Raw genomic sequence first — 24,398 nt, forward strand, 5'->3', positions numbered from 1 at the left:
GTCGCCACGCCTCCCGCTGACTACCATGACCGTAGAACGCGACGGTCCCGCCGCCGGAGAGGAGTGCTCATCCGATGACAACAGCGCGCCTGCCCAAACTGCCACTGGACGAAGCCAAAGCCGCCGCCGACGAAGCGGCCGTCCCCAACTACATGGCCGAACTGAGCATCTTCCAAGTGCTGCTCAACCATCCGCCGCTGGCGCGCGCCATCAACGACCTGCTCGCCACCATGCTCTGGCACGGCGCCCTCGACGCGCGGTTGCGCGAGTTGGCGATCATGCGGATCGGCTGGCTGACCGCGTGCGACTACGAGTGGACGCAGCATTGGCGCGTCGCGTCCCGGCTCGGCGTCCCGGGTGACGACCTGCTCGGCGTGCGAGATTGGCGGAACTACGCCGGGTTTGGGCCCGCCGAGCGGGCGGTGCTGGCGGCGACCGACGACGTGGTGCGCGACGGTGCGGTCAGCGCCGCGAGCTGGGCGGCCTGCGAGCGCGAATTCGACGGCGACACAACGGTTCTCGTCGAGCTGGTCACGGTCATCGGCGCGTGGCGCATGGTCTCCTCCATCCTGCAGAGCCTTGAGGTGCCGCTTGAGGACGGCGTATCGAGCTGGCCTCCGGACGGCCGGCCGCCCGGGCCCAAGGGTTGAGCCGGCGGCGCGAATTGCACAGGGCCGTAAGCGATTGACTTCTCAAGCGGGAACTCTTAGCGTCGGGCAATGAGAACCAGGGTCGCCGAGATGCTCGGTGTCGAATTCCCGATCTGCGCCTTCAGCCATTGCCGCGACGTGGTGGCCGCGGTGACCAACGCGGGCGGATTCGGCATCCTGGGCGCCACCGCGCACAGCCCGGCGCGACTGCGCAGCGAGCTGACCTGGATCGAGCAGCAGACCGGCGGCAAGCCCTACGGGGTCGACCTGCTGCTGCCGCCCAAATACGTCGGCGCCGAGCAGGGCGGGATCGACACCAACCAGGCCCGGACCCTGCTGCCCGAGGAGCATCGCGCGTTCGTCGACGACCTGCTGGCCCGCTACGGCGTGACGGCGCCCGCCGGGGACGCCCGCCCGTCCGTGGGCGGTTTGAACATCTCGCCCAAGAGCTACCAGCCGCTGCTCGACGTGGCCTTCGACCACGACATCCGGCTGATCGCCAGCGCGCTCGGCCCACCCCCGGCGGACCTCGTCGAACGCGCCCACGACGCCGGCGTGCTGGTGGCCGCGCTGGCCGGCACCACCCGCCACGCCCAGCGGCACGCCGCCGCCGGCGTCGACCTGATCGTCGCGCAGGGCACCGAGGCGGGCGGCCACACCGGCGAGGTGGCGACGATGGTGCTGGTGCCCGAGGTCGTCGACGCCGTGGCCCCGGTGCCGGTGCTCGCCGCCGGGGGGATCGCCCGCGGCCGCCAGATCGCGGCGGCGCTGGCGCTGGGCGCCGAGGGCGTGTGGTGCGGGTCGGTGTGGCTGACCACCGAGGAAGCCGAGACGGTGCCCGTGGTCAAGGAGAAGTTCCTGGCCGCCACGTCGTCGGACACGGTGCGGTCGCGCTCGATGACCGGCAAGCCGGCGCGCATGCTGCGCACCGCGTGGACCGAGGAGTGGGACCGGCCGGAGAACCCCGACCCGCTGGGCATGCCGTTGCAGACCGCGCTGATCACCGAGCCGCAGCTGCGCATCAATTCCGCCGCCGCCCACGACGGTGCCAGGGCGCGTGAGCTGGCGACTTACTTCGTCGGGCAGGTGGTGGGCTCGCTCGATCGGGTCCGGCCGACGCGCTCGGTGGTGCTGGACATGGTCGAGGAATTCATCGACACGATCGGCCGGCTCGACGGCCTGGTCGAGAAGTGATCGCGGTCCGGTCGGTAACGAATCGCGGACACGCTGTCCAGGGATTTGACCGCGTCAGACCGCTCGTGCATTATCGGTCGGGTAAGCACCTCGTTAGGTGAGGCGTCTACACGAATACAGGCCACTGACCCCGAACGTCGAAAGACGCCCCGGGTCAGGACAGCTCCTCCCGGCTTAAGGGTTGAGCCCAGGTGGCTTCCGGTTTGGATTTTTTCCAGGCCAGGACACGTCGTGTGGTGCCGAAGCTCTGACGAGAGGGGTGCGGATCTCCGGCGGTCGTCGGATTCTGCTCCTTTTGCTGCGCCTAGATCGCATGCGACCCCGCATGCGTCGCGACCGCGAGGAGGTGAGGGACACATGAGTTCTTGCGATAGTCCGGATCGAAGTCCGAACCCTGTTTCGTCCCGATCCGTTCTCCGGCGCGACCTCCTCGGCTGAGGCGTCGCACACGCTAAGTGCTTATCCGCCAAGCGTTCTGAGATCGGACCCACCCGGGACGGGACACGTCAGTCCTTTTTGGTCCCCGTTGGAATTCTCCTCTAGGAGTCGATCATGACCGCAGCTCTCTACGACGACGTCGTCACCGTCGCGCCCGCCCGCACCCTGAGGGTGGTACGCGACGTCCCCGAAATCCACGTCCCCGAGCCCGTGGAAGAGCCGCGCCGCAGCGACTTCCCGCTCTTCGGCCCGGGCGGCGACCCGCTGATCCACGGGGCCTGCCGGTTGCTCAGCATTCCGCTGCGCCACGTGTACGCGGCGCTGTGGCGGGTGGGTGTGCTCGAGGTTCGGGGCCAGTAGAATCGTTCCATTGGCGTCGATCCGGCCATCACCGGGGAGCTTTCGGAAGAACAGCCGTTCCGGCTCAGTAGAACCGAACGGGTAGGCCCGTCACAGCCTTCGATGAGCGGTCGCGCGTGAGCGCGGCAAGCGGGGTGGTACCGCGGCGCTCGCGCAGCCGGCGCGTCGTCGTCCCCAGGCCTGGAGACTGGCACAGGAGACGACGTTTGACCGAGCACACATACCCGAAGCCGGCGGGCGGGGCGCCCGACTTCCCGGCCCTCGAGGTCGAGGTGCTGGACTACTGGGCCCGAGACGACACCTTCCGCGCCAGCATCGCCCGCCGCGACGGCTCGCCGGAGTACGTGTTCTACGACGGGCCGCCGTTCGCCAACGGCCTGCCGCACTACGGGCACCTGCTCACCGGCTACGTCAAGGACATCGTCCCGCGCTACCGCACCATGCGCGGCTACAAGGTGGAGCGCAGATTCGGCTGGGACACCCACGGGCTGCCGGCCGAACTCGAGGTCGAGCGCCAGTTGGGCATCACCGACAAGTCCCAGATCGACGACATGGGCATCGCCGCCTTCAACGACGCCTGCCGCGCCTCGGTGCTGCGCTACACCGACGAGTGGCAGGCCTACGTCACCCGCCAGGCGCGCTGGGTCGATTTCGACAACGACTACAAGACGCTGGACCTGCCGTACATGGAGTCGGTGATCTGGGCGTTCAAACAGCTGTGGGACAAGGGCCTGGCGTATGAGGGCCACCGGGTGTTGCCCTATTGCTGGCGCGACGAAACCCCGCTGTCCAACCACGAATTGCGGATGGACGACGACGTCTACCAGAGCCGACAGGACCCCGCGCTCACCGTCGGATTCCGGGTGGTGGGCGGTTCGCTTGATGGCGCGCATCTGCTGGTGTGGACGACGACGCCCTGGACGCTGCCGTCCAACCTCGCCGTCGCCGTCAACCCCGACGTGACCTACGTGCAGGTGCGGGTGGGCGAGCGTCGTTTCGTGCTGGCGGAGGCGCGGCTGGCCGCCTACGCCCGCGAGCTGGGCGAAGAGCCCGAGGTGCTGGGCACCTACCGGGGCGCGGACCTGCTCGGCACCCGATACCTGCCGCCGTTCCCGTATTTCGTGGACACCCCCAACGCGTTTCGGGTCCTGCCGGGCGAGTTCGTCACCACCGAGGACGGCACCGGCATCGTGCACATGGCGCCGGCCTACGGCGAGGACGACATGGCGGTCGGCGAGGCGGCCGGCATCGCGCCGGTCACGCCGGTCGACTCCAAGGGCCGATTCGACGCCAGCGTCCCGGATTACCAGGGGCAGCACGTCTTTGACGCCAACCCGCACATCATCCGCGACCTGAAGAACGGCACCGGCCCCGCCGCGGCCAACGGGGCGGTGCTGGTGCGCCACGAAACCTACGAGCACCCCTACCCGCACTGCTGGCGGTGCCGCAATCCGCTGATCTACCGGGCGGTCTCGTCGTGGTTCGTCGCGGTCACCGAATTCCGGGACCGCATGGTGGAGCTCAACCAGCAGATCACCTGGTACCCCGAACACGTCAAGGACGGCCAGTTCGGCAAGTGGTTGCAGGGGGCCCGCGATTGGTCGATCTCGCGAAACCGCTACTGGGGCACCCCGATTCCGGTGTGGAAGTCCGACGATCCGGACTACCCGCGCATCGACGTGTACGGCAGCCTCGACGAGCTGGAGCGCGATTTCGGGGTGCGGCCGACCAACCTGCACCGTCCCTTCATCGACGAGCTGACCCGGCCCAATCCCGACGATCCGACCGGGCGTTCGGTGATGCGGCGCATCCCGGACGTGCTCGACGTGTGGTTCGACTCCGGGTCGATGCCCTATGCCCAGGTGCACTACCCGTTCGAGAACTCCGACTGGTTCGACACGCACTACCCGGGCGACTTCATCGTCGAGTACATCGGCCAGACCCGCGGCTGGTTCTACACGCTGCACGTGCTGGCCACCGCGCTGTTCGACCGGCCCTCCTTCAAAACCTGTGTGGCCCATGGCATCGTGCTGGGCTCCGACGGCCAGAAGATGAGCAAGTCGCTGCGCAACTATCCCGACGTGTCCGAGGTGTTCGACCGCGACGGCTCCGACGCCATGCGGTGGTTCCTGATGGCCTCGCCGATCCTGCGCGGCGGCAACCTCATCGTCACCGAGCAGGGCATCCGCGAGGGCGTGCGCCAGGTGCTGCTGCCGTTCTGGAACGCCTACAGCTTCCTGGCCCTCTACGCGCCGAAAGTCGGTAGCTGGCGCACCGATTCGGCTCAGGTGCTGGATCGCTACATCCTGGCCAAGCTCGCCCAACTGCGCGACGACCTGACCCGCGAGATGGACAGCTGTGACATCTCGCGGGCCTGCGAGCAGCTGCGCCTGTTCACCGAGGCGTTGACGAACTGGTATGTGCGACGGTCGCGTTCGCGGTTCTGGGCCGAGGACGTCGACGCCATCGACACCCTGCACACCGTGCTCGAGGTGACCGCGCGGCTGGCCGCGCCGCTGCTTCCGTCGGTGACCGAGGTCGTCTGGCGCGGCCTGACTTCTCAGCGCTCGGTGCACCTGACCGATTGGCCGGCACCCGGTGACGTGCCCGCCGACCCCGAGCTGGTCGCCGCGATGGATCAGGTTCGCGAGGTGTGCTCGGCCGCCTCGTCGCTGCGCAAGGCCAAAAAGCTGCGGGTGCGGTTGCCGTTGCCGAAACTCACTGTGGCCGTGGAGAACCCGCACCTCCTGGAGCCGTTCGTCGACCTGATCGCCGACGAGCTCAACGTCAAGACCGTCGAGCTGACCGACGCGATCGACACCTACGGCTCCTTCGAGCTCACCGTCAACGCGCGGGTGGCCGGCCCGCGGCTGGGCAAGGACGTCCAGGCGGCGATCAAGGCGGTCAAGGCGGGGGAGGGCGTCGTCAACGACGACGGCACCCTGACCGCCGGGCCCGCGGTGCTGCAGCCCGGTGAGTACAGCTCGCGGCTGGTGGCCGCCGACCCGGAATTCACCGCGGCCCTGCCCGGCGGCGCGGGCCTGGTGGTGCTGGACGGCACCGTCACACCAGAACTCGAAGCCGAGGGCTGGGCCAAGGACCGCATCCGCGAACTGCAGGAGCTGCGCAAGTCGAGCGGGCTGGACGTGTCCGATCGCATCAGCGTGGTGATGTCGGTGCCCACCGAGCGCGCCGACTGGGCGCGGGCGCACCGCGACCTCATCGCCGGCGAAATCCTGGCCACCAGCTTCGAATTCGGCGACCCGGCCGACGGCGCGGACATCGGCGACGGCGTGCGGGTGAGCATCGCCAAGGCCTGAGCCGTCACATCCGCCACTTTCGTCTCTCCGCGAGACGACACGTTTTGTGCCCACCTCCGAGCGACAATCGCCACCGCAGCGTGTCGGCGTGACCAACTGTCGCTGTGAGGCGGGCACAACACCATATGGTCGGACGCGGCTTTCGGCGGCCAAGCGAGCCGGGCGCGCGTCCGGAGGCCCCTAGCATCAATCTGTGGAGTCGCGTTGGGTGCTGCACCTGGACATGGACGCGTTCTTCGCTTCCGTCGAGCAGCTCACCCGGCCGACCCTGCGCGGTCGGCCGGTGCTGGTCGGCGGTTTGGGTGGGCGCGGAGTGGTGGCCGGCGCCAGCTACGAGGCCCGGGTGTTCGGCGCCCGGTCGGCCATGCCCATGCATCAGGCCCGCCGGCTGGTCGGCGTGAGCGCGGTGGTGTTGCCGCCGCGCGGCGTGGTGTACGGGGTGGCCAGCCGACGGGTGTTCGACACCATCCGCGCCGTCGTCCCCGTCGTCGAGCAGCTCTCCTTCGACGAGGGATTCGGCGAACCCGCGCAGCTGGCCGGCGCGTCCGCCGCCGACGTCGAAACCTTCTGCGAGGACCTGCGCCGACGGGTCCGCGACCAGACCGGGCTGATCGCCTCGGTCGGCGCGGGCTCGGGCAAACAGATCGCCAAGATCGCCTCCGGTCTGGCCAAGCCCGACGGGATCCGCGTCGTCCGCCGCGACGAAGAACGGTCGCTGCTCGGCGGGTTGCCGGTGCGCCGCCTGTGGGGGATCGGTCCGGTCGCCGAGGAGAAGCTGCATCGCCTCGGCATCGAGACCGTCGGCGAGCTGGCCGCGCTGAGCGACGCCGAGGCGGCCAACATCCTGGGCGCGACGATCGGGCCGGCGCTGCACCGGCTGGCCCGCGGCGTCGACGACCGCCCCGTCGCCGAGCGCGCCGAGGCCAAACAGATCAGCTCCGAGTCGACCTTCGCCGTCGACCTGACCAGCCTCGAGCAGCTGCGGGAGGCGATCGAACCGATCGCCGAGCACGCCCATCACCGGCTGCTGCGCGATGGCCGCGGCGCGCGCACGGTCACGGTCAAGCTGAAGAAGTCCGACATGAGCACGCTGACCCGGTCCGCGACGCTGCCCTATGCCACCACCGAGGTCGCCGCGCTGGTCGGCGTGGCCCGCCGCCTGTTGCTCGATCCGCGCGAGATCGGGCCCATTCGCCTTCTCGGCGTGGGGTTTTCGGGGTTGAGCGACGTGCGCCAGGAGTCGCTGTTCCCCGATTTGGAATTGCCGCAGCCGCAACCGGATTCGCCGTCGGTCGAAACCGCGACCGAGGTGATGTTCACCAAGGGGCCGGAAGAGGCTGGGTGGCGGGTGGGCGATGACGTCGTGCACCGCGAGCTCGGGCACGGCTGGGTGCAGGGCGCGGGCCACGGCGTGGTGACCGCGCGGTTCGAAACCCGCACCTCCGGGCCGGGCCCGGCCCGCACGTTTCCCGCCGACGGCGGAGAGCTCGCCCGCGCCAACCCGGTCGATTCGCTGGACTGGCCGGACTATGTGGGCGATCTGCAGACCGACGCCGCGTCAGCCCCACCGGCCGATGACGTCGGCGACCGGTAACCCGGCGGCCAGCGCGGCGATCAGCAAAACGCGCGCCTGGGCCGGGCGCAGCCCGGGCACCATGATCGCCCCGGCCGCCGCCATGTCATGGCCGGGGCCGTAGCTCGCGCCGACCCGCCCGCCGGGGACCCGGGTGGACACCGCGACGACGACCCCGTCGCCGCAGTGCCGGCGCACCGCGTCGACCACCGCGGGACCGGCGTTCCCCGAGCCCAGCGCCTCGAGCACCACGCCGCGCGCCCCGGCAGCCACGCAGGCGTCGAGCGCGACCGCGTCACTGCCCAGGTAGGCCGCGACGATGTCCACCCGCGGCGCCGAGCGCGCCCGCACCTCGCCCACGTACGGCCTCGTCTTCGACCCGGTCAACGCCACCTCGCCGGCGACGGTGCCCAGCAGCCGGCCGGTGAAGCCGCTCAGGTCCTCGGTGGCCACCTTGTACATGCCCAGCGGCTGCAGCACCCGGCCCGCGAAACACATCACCACGCCCAGGCCGCGGGCGGCGGGGCTGGCCGCCACGGCCAGGGCGTCGCGCACGTTCGCCGGACCGTCCGCGTCGGGCGCGTCGGCGCTGCGCATGGCGCCGGTCAACACGATCGGCGCGTCACCGCCGTAGGTCAGGTCGAGCCACAGGGCGCTTTCCTCCATGGTGTCGGTGCCATGCAGGACGACCACCCCGTCGGCGCCGGCGTCGAGCGCGGCCGTCACCGCGTCGCGGATCCGGTCCCAATCGGCCAGCGTCAGCTCCGAGCTGTCGACCGCCAGCAGGTCCACGACGTCGACGTCGAGACCGGACGTCAGCTCCGCCGCGCCGTAGGCCGGCCGATGCACCCCGTCGGCGCCGGTGGCGGTCGATATCGTGCCCCCGGTGGCGATCACGGTGAGGCGGGCCATGTTCGAATCATTGCGCATCGCCGTCGCGGACGTCGCTCGCCCGCGCGGGGCGGTAGGGGATGATGGGAGAGTGCCTGAAGAACCAAGCGGATCGACTGAGCCGGTGACCTCGGCCGACAAGCCCGAGGACGCCGCGGCGACCGACCCGCAGCGGCCCCCGCGCCGACTGCGCCTGCTGCTGTCGGTCGCGGCCATCGTCCTGGCCCTCGACATCGTCACCAAGGTGCTCGCCGTCAAGCTGTTACCGCCCGGCCAGCCGGTGCCGATCATCGGCGACACGATCACCTGGACCCTGGTGCGCAATTCGGGTGCCGCGTTCTCGATGGCCACCGGATACACGTGGATGCTGACCTTGATCGCGACCGGCGTGGTGGTCGGCATCTTCTGGATGGGCCGGCGGCTGGTATCCCCCTGGTGGGCGGTCGGTCTGGGGTTGATCCTCGGCGGCGCCATGGGCAACCTGGTCGACCGCTTCTTCCGGGCCCCCGGACCGCTGCGCGGCCACGTCGTCGACTTCCTCTCCGTCGGTTGGTGGCCGGTGTTCAACGTCGCCGACCCCTCGGTGGTCGGTGGAGCCATCCTGCTGGTGGTGCTGTCGATCTTCGGCTTCGACTTCGACTCGGCCGGTCGGCGTCGCAAGGACGACGACACCGGGGACAGCGCGGGTGAGTGACCGCTCGATGCCGGTCCCCGAGGGACTGGCGGGCATGCGCGTCGACGCCGGGCTGGCCCGCCTGCTGGGGCTGTCGCGCAGCGCGGCGGCGGCGCTGGCCGAAGACGGCGGCGTCGAGCTGGACGGGGTGCAGGCCGGCAAGTCCGATCGTCTGACCGGCGGGGCGTGGCTGCAGGTGCGCCTGCCCGAGCCGCCGGCGCCGTTGCAGAACACGCCGGTCGACATCGAGGGCATGACGATCCTGTATTCCGACGACGACATCGTCGCGGTCGACAAACCGGCCGCGGTGGCCGCGCACGCGTCGGTGGGCTGGAGCGGGCCGACGGTGCTCGGCGGCCTGGCGGCCGCCGGTTACCGGATCACCACCTCCGGCGTGCCCGAGCGGCAGGGCATCGTGCATCGCCTCGACGTCGGCACCTCCGGGGTGATGGTGGTGGCGCTCTCCGAGCGCGCCTACACGTTGCTCAAGCGGGCGTTCAAGCAACGCACCGTCGACAAGCGCTATCACGCGCTGGTGCAGGGACACCCGGATCCGTCCAGCGGCACCATCGACGCGCCGATCGGGCGCCACCGCGGCGGCGAGTGGAAGTTCGCGATCACCAAGGACGGCCGGCACAGCCTCACCCACTACGACACCGTGGAGGCCTTCGTCGCCGCCAGCCTGCTCGACGTGCACCTGGAAACCGGGCGCACCCACCAGATCCGGGTGCATTTCTCCGCGTTGCACCACCCGTGCTGCGGAGACCTGGTCTACGGCGCCGACCCAAAGCTCGCGAAAAGGCTTGGGCTGGAACGTCAATGGCTGCACGCCCGCTCGCTGTCGTTCGCCCACCCGGCCGACGGCCGGCGGATGGAGATCGTCAGCCCCTATCCGCCCGACCTGCAGCACGCGCTGGACGTGCTGCGCGACGAGGGCTGACTCAGTCTGATGGTCGCGCCCGGCTTCGCCGCGCTTGCGATCGCTCAGCTGGGCTTACGGGCCTCGACGAGCAGCCGCACGGAGTCGGTGACGAACGGCCCCTCGGACTCGATGCGCTCGTGCAGTTCGGCCAGCCGGTCGCGGTAGCGCTGGACGGTGAAGTCGGGCACCGACCAGATCACCTTGCGTAGGAAGTAGACGATGGCGCCGATGTCGAAGAACTCCGCGCGCATCCGCTCCATGCGCAGATCGACGATCTGCAGCCCGGCCGCCTCGGCCTGCGCGCGCACGGCGTCGGGGTGAAACTCGGTCCCTTTCTCCGGTTGGGGCCCGATGAAGTACTCGACCAACTCGGCCATCGTGGCGGGGCCGATGTGCTGCGCGAAGTAGCTGCCGCCGGGGCGGAGCACCCGAAAGATCTCGGTCCACCAGACGGAGATCGGATGGCGCGTGGTCACCAGGTCGAACGCGTCATCGGCGAACGGCAGTGGCGGCTCGTCCCGCGTCGCGACGACCACCGCGCCCAGCGGATGCAGGCGTTGCGTGGCCAGGGCGGCGTTGGGAGGCCACGTCTCGATGGCCGCCATGGTGGGCGGGAAGGGGGCGGCGCCGGCGAGCACCTCGCCGCCTCCGGTGTGAATGTCCAGCGCGGCCGACACGCTCGCCAACCGTTGCCGCAGCAGGCGCTGGTAGCCCCACGACGGGCGTTCCTCGGTCGCCCGGCCGTCCAGCCACGAGAAATCCCAGCCGTCGACCGGGGCGGCCTCCGCCTCCGCGATCAGGTCGTAAAATGTGCGCCGCATGTCAGCATGCTAGGCACCGTTCGAGACGGATAGCACGCGCGCTCAGACCGTCGCCTTGGCGTCGCCCGTCGCGATCTCGGGCGCCAACGGCGCGATCGCACCGAGGATCTCGGTCACCGTCTCGGGCGGCACCCCGGCGGCTGCCAGCGCATCGGCAAGATGCGCGGCCACCAAACCGAAGTGGTGCATGGTGATTCCGCGGCCCTGATGCACCTGCTTCATCGGTGCGCCGGTGTAAGGCTCCGGGCCGCCCAGCGCCGCGGCGAAGAACTCGACCTGTTTGCCCTTGAGGCGGTTCATGTTCGTGCCGGCGAAGAAGCCGGCGAGTTCGTCGTCCGCAAGCACTCGGACGTAGAAGTCGTCGACGGCGACCTCGATCGCCTCGTGCCCGCCGATCCGGTCGTAGATGGTGCCCGGTTCAGGCTTGCGGAAGCGCGCCAGAATTTTCATAAGGCCGATTGGAACATCCGGGCGTTGCCCGTCGGTTAGTGCGCGATCACGTCCGGATTGCTGTGTGTAACAAGCGGATTGCCTATCGGTGGCGATCGTGATGGGTGGACCGTGAGAGGGCGTGGCGGGCCACATGAGTGCAATCCGCATCGGGGCGGGGGCCTGATGACCTAGGTTGGCGGTATGACCCGCGTCACATCACTGTCCAGGAGCGAACGCCGATGAACCTTGGCGACTTGACGAACTTGGTGGAGAGCTCGCTGGGGAGCTTGGTGGAAAAGCCGCTGGCGACGGTGTCTCACCTCGTCAACACCCCGAACTCGGCGGGCCGGTATCGGCCGTTCTATCTGAGGAATCTGCTCGACGCGGTGCAGGGCCGCACGCTCGAGGAAGCCGTCCGCGACAAGACCATCCTGATCACCGGGGGATCGTCGGGCATCGGCGAGGCCGCCGCGAAGAAGATCGCCGAGGCCGGGGGGACCGTGGCGCTGGTCGCCCGCACCCGGGAAAACCTCGAGAAGGTCGCGGACGAAATCAGCGGTGCCGGCGGGGCCGCCCACGTCTACCCCTGCGACCTGTCCGACATGGACGCCATCGCGGCCATGGCCGATCAGGTGCTCGACGAGCTCGGCGGCGTCGATGTCCTGATCAACAATGCCGGGCGGTCGATTCGCCGATCGCTGGAGCTGTCCTACGACCGCATCCACGACTATCAGCGGACCATGCAGCTGAACTACCTGGGCGCGGTCCAGCTGATTCTCAAGTTCATCCCCGGGATGCGCGAGCGGGGGTATGGGCACATCGTCAACGTCTCCTCGGTGGGTGTGCAGACGCGGGCGCCCCGCTTCGGGGCCTACATCGCCAGCAAGGCCGCGCTGGACAGCCTGTGCGACTCGCTGCAGGCCGAGACCGTCAACGACGGCGTCAAGTTCACCACCGTGCACATGGCTTTGGTGCGCACGCCGATGATCAGCCCGACCACGCTGTACGACAAGTTCCCGGCGCTGACGCCCGAGCAGGCGGCCGGGGTGATCGCGGACGCGATCGTGCACCGGCCGCGCCGGGCCAGCTCGCCGTTCGGGCAGTTCGCCGCCGTCGCCGATGCGGTCAACCCGGCGGTGATGGACCGGGTGCGCAACCGGGCGTTCACCATGTTCGGTGACTCCAGCGCCGCGAAGGGTGATCAATCGACAAGCGACACAACGGAATTCGACAGACGAAGCGAAACGTTTGTGCGGGCGACCCGCGGGATACATTGGTGAGACATGAGCCTTCCGAAACCTGACATCCAGACCACCGTCGTCATCACCGGGGCCTCCTCGGGCATCGGCGCCGAACTGGCTCGCGGCCTGGCCCGCCGCGGCTTCCCGCTGCTGCTGGTGGCGCGGCGCCGCGAGCGCCTCGACGAGCTGGCCAACGAGGTCGGCCAGGAGTACTCGGTGGCCGTCGAGGTGCTGCCGCTGGACCTCAGCGACGAGCAGGAGCGCGCCAAGCTGGCGAGCCGGCTGCGCGCGGAGCCGATCGCCGGGCTGTGCAACAGCGCCGGCTTCGGCACCAGCGGCGTCTTCCACGAATTGCCGGTGGAACGCGAGAGCGAGGAGGTCACCCTCAACGCGCTGGCGCTGATGGAACTCACCCACGCGGCCTTGCCCGGGATGGTCGAGCGCGGGGCCGGCGCGGTGATGAACATCGCCTCGATCGCCGGCTTTCAGCCGGTTCCCTACATGGCCGTCTATTCGGCCACCAAGGCCTTCGTGCAGACGTTCTCCGAAGCCGTGCACGAGGAGCTGCACGACACCGGGGTGTCGGTGACCTGCCTGTGCCCGGGGCCGGTGCCGACCGAGTGGGCGGAGATCGCCAACGCCGAGCGGTTCAGCATTCCGCTCGCTCAGGTTTCGCCGCGCGACGTGGCCGAGGCGGCGATCGGCGGCATGCTGTCCGGCCGCCGCACGGTGGTGCCCGGCGTGGTGCCCAAGGTGGTGAGCACGGGCGGGCGGTTCGCGCCGCGCAGCCTGCTGCTGCCGGGCATCCGGATCGGCAACCGATTTCGCGGCGGGCCCAAACACTGAGGTGTATGGCGCGTGTTCGTCTCACGCGCCACACCCGTCCCTCCGTCGGGTGAATGACGAATTGCCCACCTCCGAGCGACAAATGTGATGGCGCGCGTCGCAGCCCGTTGTCGCCCGCGCGTCGCAGCCCGTTGTCGCCCGCGCGTCGCCTCCTGTTGTCGCCCCGTGCCGCCTCCTGTTGCCGGCCGCGCGTCGCCTCCCGTTGTCGCGCGGAGGTGGGCGCAAGACCATATCCCTCCCCGGCGCGACCCGAGTGACGGATGTGAGGCGCGACCCGAGTGACGGATGTGAGGCGCGACCCAAGTGACGGATGTGACGCCGGGCTAAGCTCAGTCGGTGGCCGCCGTGGAGATGACCGCCGACGTACCGATGAGCCCCCAGCAGATGTGGGACCGGGTCTCCGATCTGTCGGACCTGGGCGACTGGCTGGTGATGCACGAGGGCTGGCGCAGCGAGCTGCCCGACGAGCTCGGCGAAGGCAGCCAGGTCGTCGGCGTGGCCCGCGCCAAGGGCTTCCGCAACCGGGTGACCTGGACGGTGACCAAGTGGGACCCGCCGCACGAGGTCGCGATGGCGGGCTCGGGCAAGGGCGGCACCAAATACGCCGTTTCACTCACCGTGCGGCCCACCGGCGAGGGCTCGACGCTCGGCCTGCGCCTGGAACTGGGCGGGCGCCCGCTGTTCGGTCCGGTGGGCGCGGCGGCGTCCCGCGCCGTCAAAGGTGACGTGCAGAAGTCGTTGAAAAACTTCGTCGAGTTGTACGGATAAACCCTGTGGCGATCGCAAGCGCGGCGAAGCCGGGCGCGGCGGGTCGCCTCCGAAATCATCCGTGACACACGCGGCGACACGCCCAACTCGTGTCGGTCCGCGGTCATAGACTGGCGTCCCTATGAACCACTCGTCCTTCGTGCACCTGCATAACCACACCGAGTACTCGATGTTGGACGGTGCCGCGAAGATCGCGCCGATGCTCGCCGAGGTGGACCGGCTGCAAATGCCCGCGGTCGGGATGACCGACCACGGAAACATGTTCGGCGCCAGCGAGTTCTACAACGCGGCGACCAAGGCCGGGATCAAGCCGATCATCGGCGTCGAGGCCTACATCGCGCCCGCGTCGCGGTTCGACACCCGGCGGATCCTGTGGGGTGACCCCGGCCAGAAGTCCGACGACGTCTCGGGCAGCGGCTCCTACACGCACATGACGATGGTGGCCGAGACGCCCACCGGCCTGCGCAACCTGTTCAAGCTGTCCTCGCTGGCGTCGTTCGAGGGCCAGCTCGGCAAGTGGTCGCGGATGGACGCCGAGATCATCGCCGAACACGCCGAGGGCATCATCGCCACCACGGGCTGCCCCTCGGGGGAGGTGCAGACCCGGCTGCGCCTGGGTCACGACCGCGAGGCGCTGGAGTCGGCGGCCAAGTGGCGCGAGATCTTCGGCGCCGACAACTACTTCCTCGAGCTGATGGACCACGGGCTGTCCATCGAGCAGCGGGTCCGCGACGGGCTGCTCGAGATCGGCCGCAAGCTGGGCATTCCGCCGCTGGCCACCAACGACTGCCACTACGTCACCCGCGACGCCGCCCACAACCACGAGGCGCTGTTGTGCGTGCAGACCGGCAAGACGCTCTCGGACCCCAACCGGTTCAAGTTCGACGGCGACGGCTACTACCTGAAGTCGGCCGCCGAGATGCGCCGCATCTGGGACGACGAGGTCCCCGGCGCCTGCGACTCCACCCTGTTGATCGCCGAGCGGGTGCAGCCCTACGACGAGGTCTGGGCGCCGCGCGACCGGATGCCGATCTTCCCGGTGCCCGAGGGGCACGACCAGGCGAGCTGGCTGCACCACGAGGTGATGGCGGGGCTGGCGCGCCGCTTCCCGTCCGGCGTCGGCCAGGACTACATCGACCGGGCCGAGTACGAGATCAAGGTCATCTGCGACAAGGGTTTCCCGTCGTACTTTTTGATCGTCGCCGACCTGATCAACTACGCCCGGTCGGTCGACATCCGGGTGGGGCCGGGGCGCGGTTCGGCGGCGGGCTCGCTGGTGGCCTACGCGCTGGGCATCACCAACATCGATCCCATCCCGCACGGCCTGCTGTTCGAGCGGTTCCTCAACCCGGAACGCCCGTCCGCGCCCGACATCGACATCGACTTCGACGACCGCCGTCGCGGCGAAATGGTGCGCTACGCCGCCGACAAGTGGGGCTCCGACCGCGTCGCCCAGGTCATCACCTTCGGCACCATCAAAACCAAAGCGGCCCTGAAGGACTCGGCACGCATCCACTACGGCCAGCCCGGCTTCGCCATCGCCGACCGGATCACCAAGGCGCTGCCGCCGCCGATCATGGCCAAGGACATCCCGCTGTCGGGGATCACCGATCCGGCCCACGAGCGGTACAAGGAGGCCGCCGAGGTCCGCGGCCTGATCGAAACCGACCCCGACGTCCGCACCATCTACCAGACCGCGCGCGGCCTGGAAGGCCTGATCCGCAACGCCGGGGTGCACGCGTGCGCGGTGATCATGAGCAGCGAGCCGCTGACCGAGGCCATTCCGCTGTGGAAGCGGCCGCAGGACGGCGCCATCATCACCGGCTGGGACTACCCGTCGTGTGAGGCCATCGGCCTGCTGAAGATGGACTTCCTGGGCCTGCGCAACCTGACGATCATCGGTGACGCCCTGGATAACATCAAGGCCAACAGGGGAATTGACCTCGACCTGGAATCCGTCCCGCTGGACGACGGACCCACCTACGAGCTGCTGGGCCGCGGCGACACCCTGGGCGTGTTCCAGCTCGACGGCGGGCCGATGCGCGACCTGCTGCGCCGCATGCAGCCCACCGAGTTCAACGACATCGTCGCGGTGCTGGCGCTGTACCGCCCCGGCCCGATGGGCATGAACGCCCACAACGACTACGCCGACCGCAAGAACGGCCGCCAGCCGATCAAGCCGATTCACCCGGAGCTCGAGGAGCCGCTGCGCGAAATCCTCTCCGAGACTTACGGTTTGATCGTCTACCAAGAGCAGATCATGTTCATCGCCCAGAAGGTCGCCTCCTACACCATGGGCAAGGCCGACGCCCTGCGCAAGGCCATGGGCAAGAAAAAGCTCGAGGTGCTCGAGGCCGAGTACAAGGGCTTCTACGAGGGCATGACCGCCAACGGCTTCTCCGAAAAAGCGGTGAAGGCGTTGTGGGACACCATCCTTCCGTTCGCCGGGTACGCGTTCAACAAATCACACGCGGCCGGCTATGGCCTGGTCTCGTACTGGACCGCCTACCTGAAGGCCAACTATCCGGCCGAGTACATGGCCGGGCTGCTGACCTCGGTGGGTGACGACAAGGACAAGGCCGCCGTCTACCTGGCCGACTGCCGCAAGCTGGGCATCACTGTGTTGCCGCCCGACGTCAACGAATCGCTGGTGAACTTCGCCTCGGTCGGAACGGACATCCGTTTCGGGCTGGGTGCGGTGCGCAACGTCGGCGCCAACGTGGTGGGTTCGCTGATCAGCACCCGCAACGGCAAGGGCAAGTTCACCGACTTCTCGGACTACCTGAACAAGATCGACATCGCCGCCTGCAACAAGAAGGTCACCGAGTCGCTGATCAAGGCCGGCGCGTTCGACTCGCTCGGTCACGCCCGCAAGGGCCTGTTCCTGGTGCACACCGACGCGGTCGATTCGGTGCTGGGCACCAAGAAGGCCGAGGCGATCGGCCAGTTCGACCTGTTCGGCGGCGACGACGGGTGCACCGAAGCGGTGTTCACCATCAAGGTGCCCGACGACGAGTGGGAGGACAAGCACAAGCTCGCGCTGGAGCGGGAGATGCTGGGCCTCTACGTGTCCGGGCATCCGCTCAACGGGGTGGCGCACCTGCTCGCCGCGCAGGTGGACACCCAGATCCCGGCCATCCTCGACGGCGACGTGCCCAACGAGACCCAGGTGCGCGTCGGCGGCATCCTCGCGTCGGTCAACCGGCGGGTCAACAAGAACGGGATGCCTTGGGCGTCAGCGCAATTGGAGGACCTCACCGGTGGCATCGAGGTGATGTTCTTCCCGCACGCGTATTCCACCTATGGCGCCGACATCGCCGATGACACCGTCGTGCTGATCAACGCCAAGGTGGCCATCCGCGACGATCGGATCAGCCTGATCGCCAACGAGCTTGTGGTGCCGGATTTTTCCAGCGCCCAGGTGAACCGGCCGATCGCCGTCAGCCTGCCGACGCGGCAGTGCACCATCGACAAGGTCAGCGCGCTCAAGCAGGTGCTGGCCCGGCACCCGGGGACCTCGCAGGTGCATCTGCGGCTGATCAGCGGGGACCGGATCACCACGCTGGAACTCGATGCCTCGCTTCGGGTGACGCCGTCGCCGGCGTTGATGGGTGACCTCAAGGAGCTGCTCGGCCCGGGCTGCCTGGGCGGCTAGCGGCGCCGAGTGTGCAGCCGGCCGCGCACTCGCCGACGAGTGTGAAGCTGGGCGCACGCTCGCAAACGCTCAGGCGAGCTGCACCCGCACGATGACGCTGTCCGGCCACACCCCGCGGTCCCGCGCGCGCCGCACCTTCTCGCGCAGACACAGATCCCGGTGCACGTTGGTCACGCCCGGCACCTTGATCAGCGGCACGATGTTCCACTGCCAGCCATAACGGCGGTGCAGCACGCGGTTCGCCCGCTCGGCGTCGGCGCCAGAAAGGACGGTGGCGCGGCCGGGCACCCACGGCGTCTTCGCGCCCGGACGCACCCGGCCGCGGTAATCGCAGGCCGCCAGTTCGACGTCGCCGCGCGCGGCCAGCCGCCGGGTCTTCGGGCCCACCTTCGTTCGGAACACCAACCCGTCGGCGTCGAACGCGAACCAGACCGGGGTGTCGACGGCGGTGCCGTCGCGGCGAAAGGAGCGGAGCAGGGCGTAGCGGGATCCGTCCAGTTCCGCTCGTGAGGGGCGTGAGGGGATAGCCATCACCACAGTCAAGGACTTAGAGTTGGCTCTAAGTCAAGCATCGAATCGTTCGGGAGGCGCCATGGCCGGTGGCCGCACCATCGGGGAGATATCCCGCCAAACCGGGGTCGCCGCGACGACGCTGCGCTACTACGAGCAGATCGGCCTGGTGCCCGAGCCGACGCGGCGGGGCGGCCAGCGTCGCTACGACGACTCGATTCTGTCCCGGCTCGAGGTGATCGCGCTGTGCAAGTCCGCGGGGTTCTCGCTCGACGAGATCCAGCTGCTGTTCGCCGACGACGCGCCCGGACGGCCGGCCAGCCGCGCCCTCGCCGAGGCGAAACTCGCCGAGATCGACGCCCAGCTGGAATCGTTGGCCCGTGCCCGCGCGGTCATCGAGTGGGGGATGCGCTGCACGTGTCCGTCAATTGACGCCTGTACGTGCGGCATTCACACCGCACCGCCGGCCTGAGCCGGCTCGAACCGGTAACGGAGTATCCGCGCTTTACGGGCAGACGCCTTGAACTTTCCGGACATCTTGGTAGCCAACCGAATCCAGCCCGGAAACAACTCGACCTCAGGAGCGTGCGCCAGGCTGGATTCTTCGACCAGCCTCAACCGCGGATTCCACGTCTGCGGCACCCGCGCGTCTTTGAAGCCCGAATAGCCCCACTGCGCACCAACCTGGCTGAACATCTGCTGCGGGGCCAGCCTGACCGCAAGCCGGCTGAACCAACCGATGTGCCCGTAGTCGTTGAAGGCCAGCTCCCCGGATTTGAAGTGCTCGGTGATGCGACGGAAGACGCCGACGATCACCGCCTCGGACAAAAACGCGAACAGCCCGTCCGCGATGACCATGGTCGGCCGATCGCTGGGGATGGTCTGGGGCCAGCTCTCGTCGGCCACCGATGCGACGACCGAGTGGGCTTGCCGGCTCGTCGGCATCAGCCGGTCGCGCAACGCGATGACACCCGGCAGGTCGACGCTGTACCAGTCCACCGTGGCGGGCGGGGCGACTCGAAACAGGCCCGTGTCCAAACCCGCGCCGAGGTCCACCACGACCGCATCGGGGTGGACGGCGGTGAAACCCCGGACCCGGTCATCGAGCATCTTCGCCCGCAGGGCCGACTGGCACACCACGCTCCTGGGGATGCCGAGCGCGCCGAAGTCGTAGTCGATTTTTCGGACGGTCTCGTCGGCGAGCGTGTCGCCCAGGATGGGCCGTGGCCAACGGCTGTCGAGCGCTCGCGCGTACTGGGTCAGCAACGCGGTCTGCTCAAGTGGGGAAAGATCGTGTACGTCAAATCCCGGTTCGGACCGCATAATCGCCAACGTACTAGGTGACCCGAGCGGCGTCGTTGCCGCACCGAAGAATTCGATCAATGTATTCCGTGCTCGCTGACCACCGACGTACGCTACGGAAATGACGACTGCCGAGCATCCGGCCACCCTGTGCGAGGCGTTCCAGCGCACCGCCGCGATCGACCCGAATGCCGTCGCGCTCCGCACGCCCGGCGACACTCAGACGTTGACGTGGCGAGAGCTCGCGACCCAGGTGCGCAAGGTCGCCGCCGGGCTGGCGGGCCTGGGGGTACGGCGGGGCGACACGGTGTCGCTGATGATGGCCAACCGGATCGAGTTCTACCCCTTCGAAATCGGCGCCCAACACCTCGGCGCCACATCGTTTTCCGTGTACAGCACGCTGCCGGCCGAGCAGCTGACGTATCTGTTCGACAACGCCGGCACCAAGGTCGCCATCTGCGAGGCGCAGTACGTGGACCGCATCCGCGCCAGCGGCGCACCCATCGAGCACATCGTCTGCATCGACGGCTCGCCGCCCGGCACCCTCTCCGTGGATGACCTGTATGCCGCCGCGCAGGAGGATTTCGACTTCGAATCCACCTGGCGGGCAGTGCAATCCGGCGACGTCGCCACGCTCATCTACACCTCCGGGACCACCGGAAACCCCAAGGGCGTGGAGATGACCCACGCCAACCTGCTTTTCGAGATGTATGCCTTCGACGCCGTGCTGCCCAGCCGGTACGCCGACCGCGTCACGTCGTTTCTGCCCACGGCGCACATCGCGGACCGGGTGATGGGCCTGTACAGCCTGGAGGTGTTCGGCGCCCAGGTGACGGTGGTCTCCGACCCACGCGCCATCGCCGCCGCGCTGCCCGACGCGCGGCCCACCGTGTGGGGAGCGGTGCCCCGGGTCTGGGAAAAGCTCAAGGCGGGAATCGAATTCGCGATCGCCAACGAGGCAGACGAGGCCACCCGGCAGGCGTTGCAGTGGGCGATGTCGGTGGCCGCCAAGCGCGCCGCCGCACTGGTGGCCTCAGAGCCGATGCCGGATGACCTGGCCGCCGAATGGGCCACGGCCGACGAGCTGGTGCTGTCGAAGCTGCGCGAGCGCCTCGGCTTCGGCGACCTGCGCTGGGCGGTCTCCGGGGCAGCGCCCATCCCCAAGGAGACGCTGGCCTTCTTCGCCGGCATCGGCATTCCGATCGCCGAGGTCTGGGGGATGTCGGAGCTGAGCTGCGTCGCCACCGTCAGCCACCCCCGCGAGGCGCGCCTGGGCTCCGTCGGCAAGCTGCTCCCCGGGCTCGAGGGCAAGATCGCCGACGACGGCGAGTTTCTGGTGCGCGGCCCGCTGGTGATGAGGGGCTACCGCAAGGAGCCGGAGAAGACGGCCGAGGCGATCGACGCCGACGGGTGGCTGCACACCGGCGACATCCTCGAGGCCGACGCGCAGGGCTACCTGCGGGTGGTTGACCGGAAGAAGGAGCTGATCATCAATGCGGCCGGAAAGAACATGTCGCCGGCCAACATTGAGAACTCCATCCTGGCCGCGTGCCCGATGGTCGGGGTGATGATCACCATCGGCGACGGACGGCCCTACAACACCGCGCTCATGGTTTTCGACGCCGACTCGGTCGGCCCCTATGCCGCCCAACGCGGGCTGTCCGACGCGTCGCCCGCCGCGCTGGCGGCCGACCCGGAGGTCGTCGCCCAGATCGCCGCCGGGGTGGCCGCCGGCAACGCGAAACTCTCGCGGGTGGAACAGATCAAACGCTTCCGCATCCTGCCGACGCTGTGGGAGCCCGGCGGCGACGAGATCACGCTGACGATGAAACTCAAGCGCAAGCCGATCATGGCCAAGTACGCCGAGGAAATCGAAGAGCTCTACGCGCTCGACCCGCCGCCCGAGGTGTACGAGCCCTCCGGCGCCGCAACGGTGCAGCCGGCATGATCGGCGGGCCGGCGGGCACCGCCCGTGAGATCGGTCGCGTCGGAGCGCGAAAGCTGTTGCAGCGCACCGGCCTCATCGAGGAGTCGACGACGCCCCTGGCGACCGACCCGGCCGAGGTCGCCCGATTGCTGCGCGCGCCATGGTATGACGAGCGGCTGAGCAAGCTGGCCGACGACCTCGGCCGCGACCCTTCCGCCGTGCGCGCCGAGGCCGCGTCCTACCTGCGGGAGATGGCGCCCTCGCTGGACGAGCGGGCGGTGCGGGCCTGGCGCAGCTTCAGTTGCTGGCTGATGCGGGCATACGACGTGCTGGTCGACGAGGACCAGATCGCCCAGCTGCGCAGGCTGGATCGCAAAGCCACTCTGGCGTTTGCCTTTTCGCATCGCTCGTATCTGGACGGGCTGCTGCTGCCCGAGGTGATCCAGGCCAACCGGCTCTCGCCGGCGCTCACGTTCGGCGGCGCCAACCTGAACTTCTTCCCGATGGGAGCCTGGGCCAAGCGAACCGGGACGATCTTCATCCGGCGTCAGACGAAAGACATTCCCGTCTACCGCTTCGTCTTGCGGGCGTACGCCGCGCAGCTGGTGCAAGACTACGCCAACATGACGTGGTCCATCGAAGGCGGCCGAACCAGGACGGGCAAACTGCGGCCCCCGGTGTTCGGGATCTTGCGGTACATCGCCGACGCGGTCGACGAAATCGACGGCCCCGAAGTGTATTTGGTGCCGACCTCGATCGTGTACGACCAGCTGCACGAGGTGGAGGCCATGACCACCGAGGCCTACGGCGCGACGAAGCGGCCGGAAGACTTCCGCTTCCTGATCCGGCTGGCGCGCCAGCAGGGTGAGCGGCTGGGCCGCGCCTACCTCGACTTCGGTGAACCGCTGCCGCTGCGCAAGCGCCTCGAGGAGCTGCGCGCCTTGCAAAAAACATCAGAGTCCGGCGCCAGCACCGAGATCGAACGCATCGCGCTGGACGTCGAGCACCGGATCAACCGCGCCACCCCCGTCACCCCGACCGCGGTGGTGAGCCTCGCGCTGCTGGGCGCCGACCGCTCGCTGTCGATCAGCGAGGTGCTGGCCACCGTGCGGCCGCTGGCGAGCTACATCGCGGCGCGCAACTGGACGGTGGCCGGCGCCGCCGACCTGACGAATCGCTCCACCATCCGCTGGACCCTGCACCAGCTGGTCGCCTCCGGCGTCGTGAGCGTGTATGACGCCGGCACCGAACCGGTCTGGGGCATCGGGGCGGAGCAGCACCTGGTCGCCGCGTTCTACCGCAACGCCGCCATTCACATCGTGGTCGACCGCGCGATCGCCGAGACGGCGCTGCTGGCCGCCGTCGAAGACGCCGAGGCCTCGGTCGAGGGCCTGGTCCAGCCGACGGCCGTGCGCGATGAGGCGCTGCGCCTGCGCGAGTTGCTGAAGTTCGAGTTCCTGTTCTCGGCGCGCGCGCAGTTCGAGAAGGAGCTCACCGACGAGGTGCGCCTGATCGGACGGGTGGACGACACCCGCAAGGCCGCCCACGCGGCCGACGTACGCGGCCTGCTGGAGAAGGCCGACGTGCTGCTGGCGCACCTCGTGCTGCGCCCGTTCCTCGACGCCTACCACATCGTGGCCGACCGGCTCGCCGCCTACGACGACGAATCGTTCGACGAGGACGCGTTTCTCGCCGAGTGCCTCGAGGTGGGCAAGCAATGGGAGTTGCAGCGCAGGATCGCCAGCGCCGAGTCGCGGTCGATGGAGTTGTTCAAGACGGCGCTGCGACTGGCCCGGCATCGCGAGTTGGTCGACGGCGTCGACGGGCCGGACATCGCACGACGCCGGCGTGAGTTCGCCGACGAGATCGCCACCGCGGTCCGGCGCGTCAACGCCATCGCGGAGCTGGCCAGGACCTGCTGATCACTCGTCCACCGGGCGCGCGGGTTCACGGACCATTAACGTTTGGTCGCGATAGTGCGTTGGCCCTATCGGTGAAGCGAGGATCTGATGAGTGACGAGTCGACCGGGCAGGCCCGCCCGCTGATCGGGTACATCACCCATGAGATCGCGCCGCAGATCACCCCCGCGCCGATCGGGCGGACGTGGATGTCGGAGATGCGTCAGGGCTGGCCCCACCGGTGCCTGCCGATGCTGATCGCCAATCAGAGCGGCTGGGAGGTGCGCAACCGCAACGCGTTCACGGCGACGTGGATGGGCGGGGACGACCGCACCAGCCTGATGATCGCGCCCGACACCCGCGAGAGCGGCCAGTTCCTGCCCTCCAGCCACTTCGGCTACGGCATCTTGACCTGGCATCTGCCGATGCTGTTTCGCACCCCGCCGGGCTACAACCTGTTGGTGCGGGGTCCGGCGAACCATCCCAAGGACGCCATCTCCGCGTTGGAAGGCGTCGTCGAAACCGATTGGTCCAGTTCGAGTTTCAGCATGAACTGGAAATTCACCCGCGAGTTCATGCCGGTGCGCTTCGAGGTCGACGAGCCGATCTGCATGATCGTCCCGCAGCGCCGCGCCGAACTGGAGGAGTTCGCCCCCGAACTTCGGCCCATCGAGTCCGACGAGGAACTGCATCGCAAGCACGAGTTCTTCCTGGGCTCACGCGGCGCGCTGGGACGCGAGCAGGAGACGGCCGACGGCGCCCCCGGCGAGCGGGTGCCGTGGCAGGGCGACTACACCCGGGGCCGCCACGCCGACGGCGAGTCCGGGGCCGACGACCACCAGACGAAGCGCCGCCTGCGTCCCTTCGCCGCGCACGAACCCGAGCACCGGGACTAGCGCGATTGCCCGCCTCCCAGCGACAGCGGTGTGGACGAGCCGTAACCAACCTGGGGGTCCTGGCCGGACCTACACTTTCT

The 24,398-nt window shown here is 68.9% G+C and carries 20 protein-coding genes and 1 riboswitch; of the genes, 15 read left to right on the forward strand and 5 right to left on the reverse strand.

The genetic code is table 11. The features are described from left to right. The first annotated feature begins 74 nt into the window (after positions 1-74). The 5 genes from QGN30_RS12705 (at position 75) to QGN30_RS12725 (ending at position 7,556) form a co-directional block, all read left to right on the forward strand. Complete coding sequence (locus tag QGN30_RS12705) at positions 75-650, forward strand: carboxymuconolactone decarboxylase family protein (RefSeq protein WP_009957085.1); 576 nt, start codon at positions 75-77, stop codon at positions 648-650. Between the two features lie 69 nt (positions 651-719). Beyond that, positions 720-1,844 carry an NAD(P)H-dependent flavin oxidoreductase gene (locus QGN30_RS12710; RefSeq protein ID WP_008257872.1) on the forward strand — a complete coding sequence of 375 codons (1,125 nt, stop codon included), beginning with the start codon at positions 720-722 and terminating at the stop codon, positions 1,842-1,844. Positions 1,845-1,926: 82 nt separating this feature from the next. Further along, a riboswitch (M-box (ykoK) riboswitch) is annotated at positions 1,927-2,110 on the forward strand. A gap of 286 nt (positions 2,111-2,396) precedes the next feature. Beyond that, on the forward strand, positions 2,397-2,642 hold the full coding sequence (locus QGN30_RS12715; RefSeq protein ID WP_008257871.1) for an Rv1535 family protein: 246 nt from the start codon (positions 2,397-2,399) through the stop codon (positions 2,640-2,642). 206 nt (positions 2,643-2,848) lie between these two features. Beyond that, entirely contained in the window at positions 2,849-5,962 is a 3,114-nt protein-coding gene (ileS, locus tag QGN30_RS12720; RefSeq protein WP_038536613.1) for an isoleucine--tRNA ligase, read from the forward strand. A gap of 193 nt (positions 5,963-6,155) precedes the next feature. Then, on the forward strand, positions 6,156-7,556 hold the full coding sequence (locus tag QGN30_RS12725; RefSeq protein ID WP_038536610.1) for a DNA polymerase IV: 1,401 nt from the start codon (positions 6,156-6,158) through the stop codon (positions 7,554-7,556). Here the strand turns inward: QGN30_RS12725 and QGN30_RS12730 are convergent. Beyond that, positions 7,521-8,447: an asparaginase gene (locus tag QGN30_RS12730; protein ID WP_038538675.1), complete on the reverse strand. Its 927-nt coding sequence runs from the start codon at positions 8,445-8,447 to the stop codon at positions 7,521-7,523. The two genes, QGN30_RS12725 and QGN30_RS12730, sit on opposite strands and share 36 nt — an antisense overlap. Positions 8,448-8,517: 70 nt before the next feature. Here QGN30_RS12730 and lspA point away from each other — a divergent pair, with 70 nt between their 5' ends. Both lspA and QGN30_RS12740 read left to right on the forward strand, forming a co-directional pair. Then, positions 8,518-9,120, forward strand: coding sequence for a signal peptidase II (lspA, locus tag QGN30_RS12735; protein ID WP_080749728.1), 603 nt, complete (start codon positions 8,518-8,520; stop codon positions 9,118-9,120). Next, positions 9,113-10,039 carry an RluA family pseudouridine synthase gene (locus QGN30_RS12740; protein ID WP_008257866.1) on the forward strand — a complete coding sequence of 309 codons (927 nt, stop codon included), beginning with the start codon at positions 9,113-9,115 and terminating at the stop codon, positions 10,037-10,039. Before lspA ends, QGN30_RS12740 begins: the two co-directional genes overlap by 8 nt. A 44-nt stretch (positions 10,040-10,083) precedes the next feature. Here QGN30_RS12740 and QGN30_RS12745 read toward each other — a convergent pair whose 3' ends face one another. Together QGN30_RS12745 and QGN30_RS12750 are read right to left on the reverse strand one after the other, a co-directional pair. Beyond that, the gene (locus QGN30_RS12745) at positions 10,084-10,842 is read right to left on the reverse strand and encodes a class I SAM-dependent methyltransferase (RefSeq protein WP_038536605.1); all 759 of its coding nucleotides are present in this window, start codon (positions 10,840-10,842) and stop codon (positions 10,084-10,086) included. Positions 10,843-10,884: 42 nt separating this feature from the next. After that, positions 10,885-11,292, reverse strand: a complete 408-nt coding sequence (locus QGN30_RS12750) for a group I truncated hemoglobin (protein ID WP_009955507.1) — start codon at positions 11,290-11,292, stop codon at positions 10,885-10,887. A gap of 221 nt (positions 11,293-11,513) precedes the next feature. On the opposite strand from QGN30_RS12750, the gene QGN30_RS12755 reads away from it, so the two are divergent. From QGN30_RS12755 to dnaE, 4 genes are all read left to right on the forward strand, one after another. Beyond that, on the forward strand, positions 11,514-12,554 hold the full coding sequence (locus QGN30_RS12755) for an SDR family NAD(P)-dependent oxidoreductase (RefSeq protein ID WP_008257863.1): 1,041 nt from the start codon (positions 11,514-11,516) through the stop codon (positions 12,552-12,554). Positions 12,555-12,557: 3 nt separating this feature from the next. Then, entirely contained in the window at positions 12,558-13,361 is an 804-nt protein-coding gene (locus tag QGN30_RS12760; protein WP_008257860.1) for an SDR family NAD(P)-dependent oxidoreductase, read from the forward strand. 336 nt (positions 13,362-13,697) lie between these two features. Then, the gene (locus tag QGN30_RS12765) at positions 13,698-14,129 is read left to right on the forward strand and encodes a type II toxin-antitoxin system Rv0910 family toxin (RefSeq protein WP_038536603.1); all 432 of its coding nucleotides are present in this window, start codon (positions 13,698-13,700) and stop codon (positions 14,127-14,129) included. 121 nt (positions 14,130-14,250) lie between these two features. Then, positions 14,251-17,784, forward strand: coding sequence for a DNA polymerase III subunit alpha (gene dnaE / locus QGN30_RS12770; protein ID WP_008257857.1), 3,534 nt, complete (start codon positions 14,251-14,253; stop codon positions 17,782-17,784). Between the two features lie 69 nt (positions 17,785-17,853). Here the strand turns inward: dnaE and QGN30_RS12775 are convergent, their stop codons facing one another. Beyond that, the gene (locus QGN30_RS12775; protein ID WP_038538672.1) at positions 17,854-18,315 is read right to left on the reverse strand and encodes a PPOX class F420-dependent oxidoreductase; all 462 of its coding nucleotides are present in this window, start codon (positions 18,313-18,315) and stop codon (positions 17,854-17,856) included. A gap of 61 nt (positions 18,316-18,376) precedes the next feature. On the opposite strand from QGN30_RS12775, the gene QGN30_RS12780 reads away from it, so the two are divergent. Then, positions 18,377-18,766, forward strand: coding sequence for a helix-turn-helix domain-containing protein (locus tag QGN30_RS12780; RefSeq protein ID WP_038536601.1), 390 nt, complete (start codon positions 18,377-18,379; stop codon positions 18,764-18,766). On the opposite strand, the gene QGN30_RS12785 is transcribed toward QGN30_RS12780, so the two are convergent. After that, a complete protein-coding gene (locus QGN30_RS12785; RefSeq protein ID WP_038536599.1) occupies positions 18,745-19,617 on the reverse strand; it encodes a class I SAM-dependent methyltransferase in 873 nt (290 codons plus the stop codon). The genes QGN30_RS12780 and QGN30_RS12785 overlap by 22 nt on opposite strands. 100 nt (positions 19,618-19,717) lie before the next feature. On the opposite strand from QGN30_RS12785, the gene fadD11 reads away from it, so the two are divergent. The 3 genes from fadD11 to QGN30_RS12800 all read left to right on the forward strand — a co-directional run bounded on the left by fadD11 (position 19,718) and on the right by QGN30_RS12800 (position 24,318). Then, entirely contained in the window at positions 19,718-21,544 is a 1,827-nt protein-coding gene (fadD11, locus tag QGN30_RS12790; protein ID WP_038536597.1) for a fatty acid--CoA ligase FadD11, read from the forward strand. After that, positions 21,541-23,445, forward strand: coding sequence for a lysophospholipid acyltransferase (locus QGN30_RS12795; RefSeq protein ID WP_326567195.1), 1,905 nt, complete (start codon positions 21,541-21,543; stop codon positions 23,443-23,445). Before fadD11 ends, QGN30_RS12795 begins: the two co-directional genes overlap by 4 nt. An 87-nt stretch (positions 23,446-23,532) precedes the next feature. Beyond that, positions 23,533-24,318: a DUF6065 family protein gene (locus tag QGN30_RS12800; RefSeq protein ID WP_008257843.1), complete on the forward strand. Its 786-nt coding sequence runs from the start codon at positions 23,533-23,535 to the stop codon at positions 24,316-24,318. Positions 24,319-24,398: the final 80 nt, after the last annotated feature.

Source organism: Mycobacterium sp. 3-98, from assembly GCF_035918355.1.
Taxonomy (GTDB): domain Bacteria; phylum Actinomycetota; class Actinomycetes; order Mycobacteriales; family Mycobacteriaceae; genus Mycobacterium; species Mycobacterium intracellulare.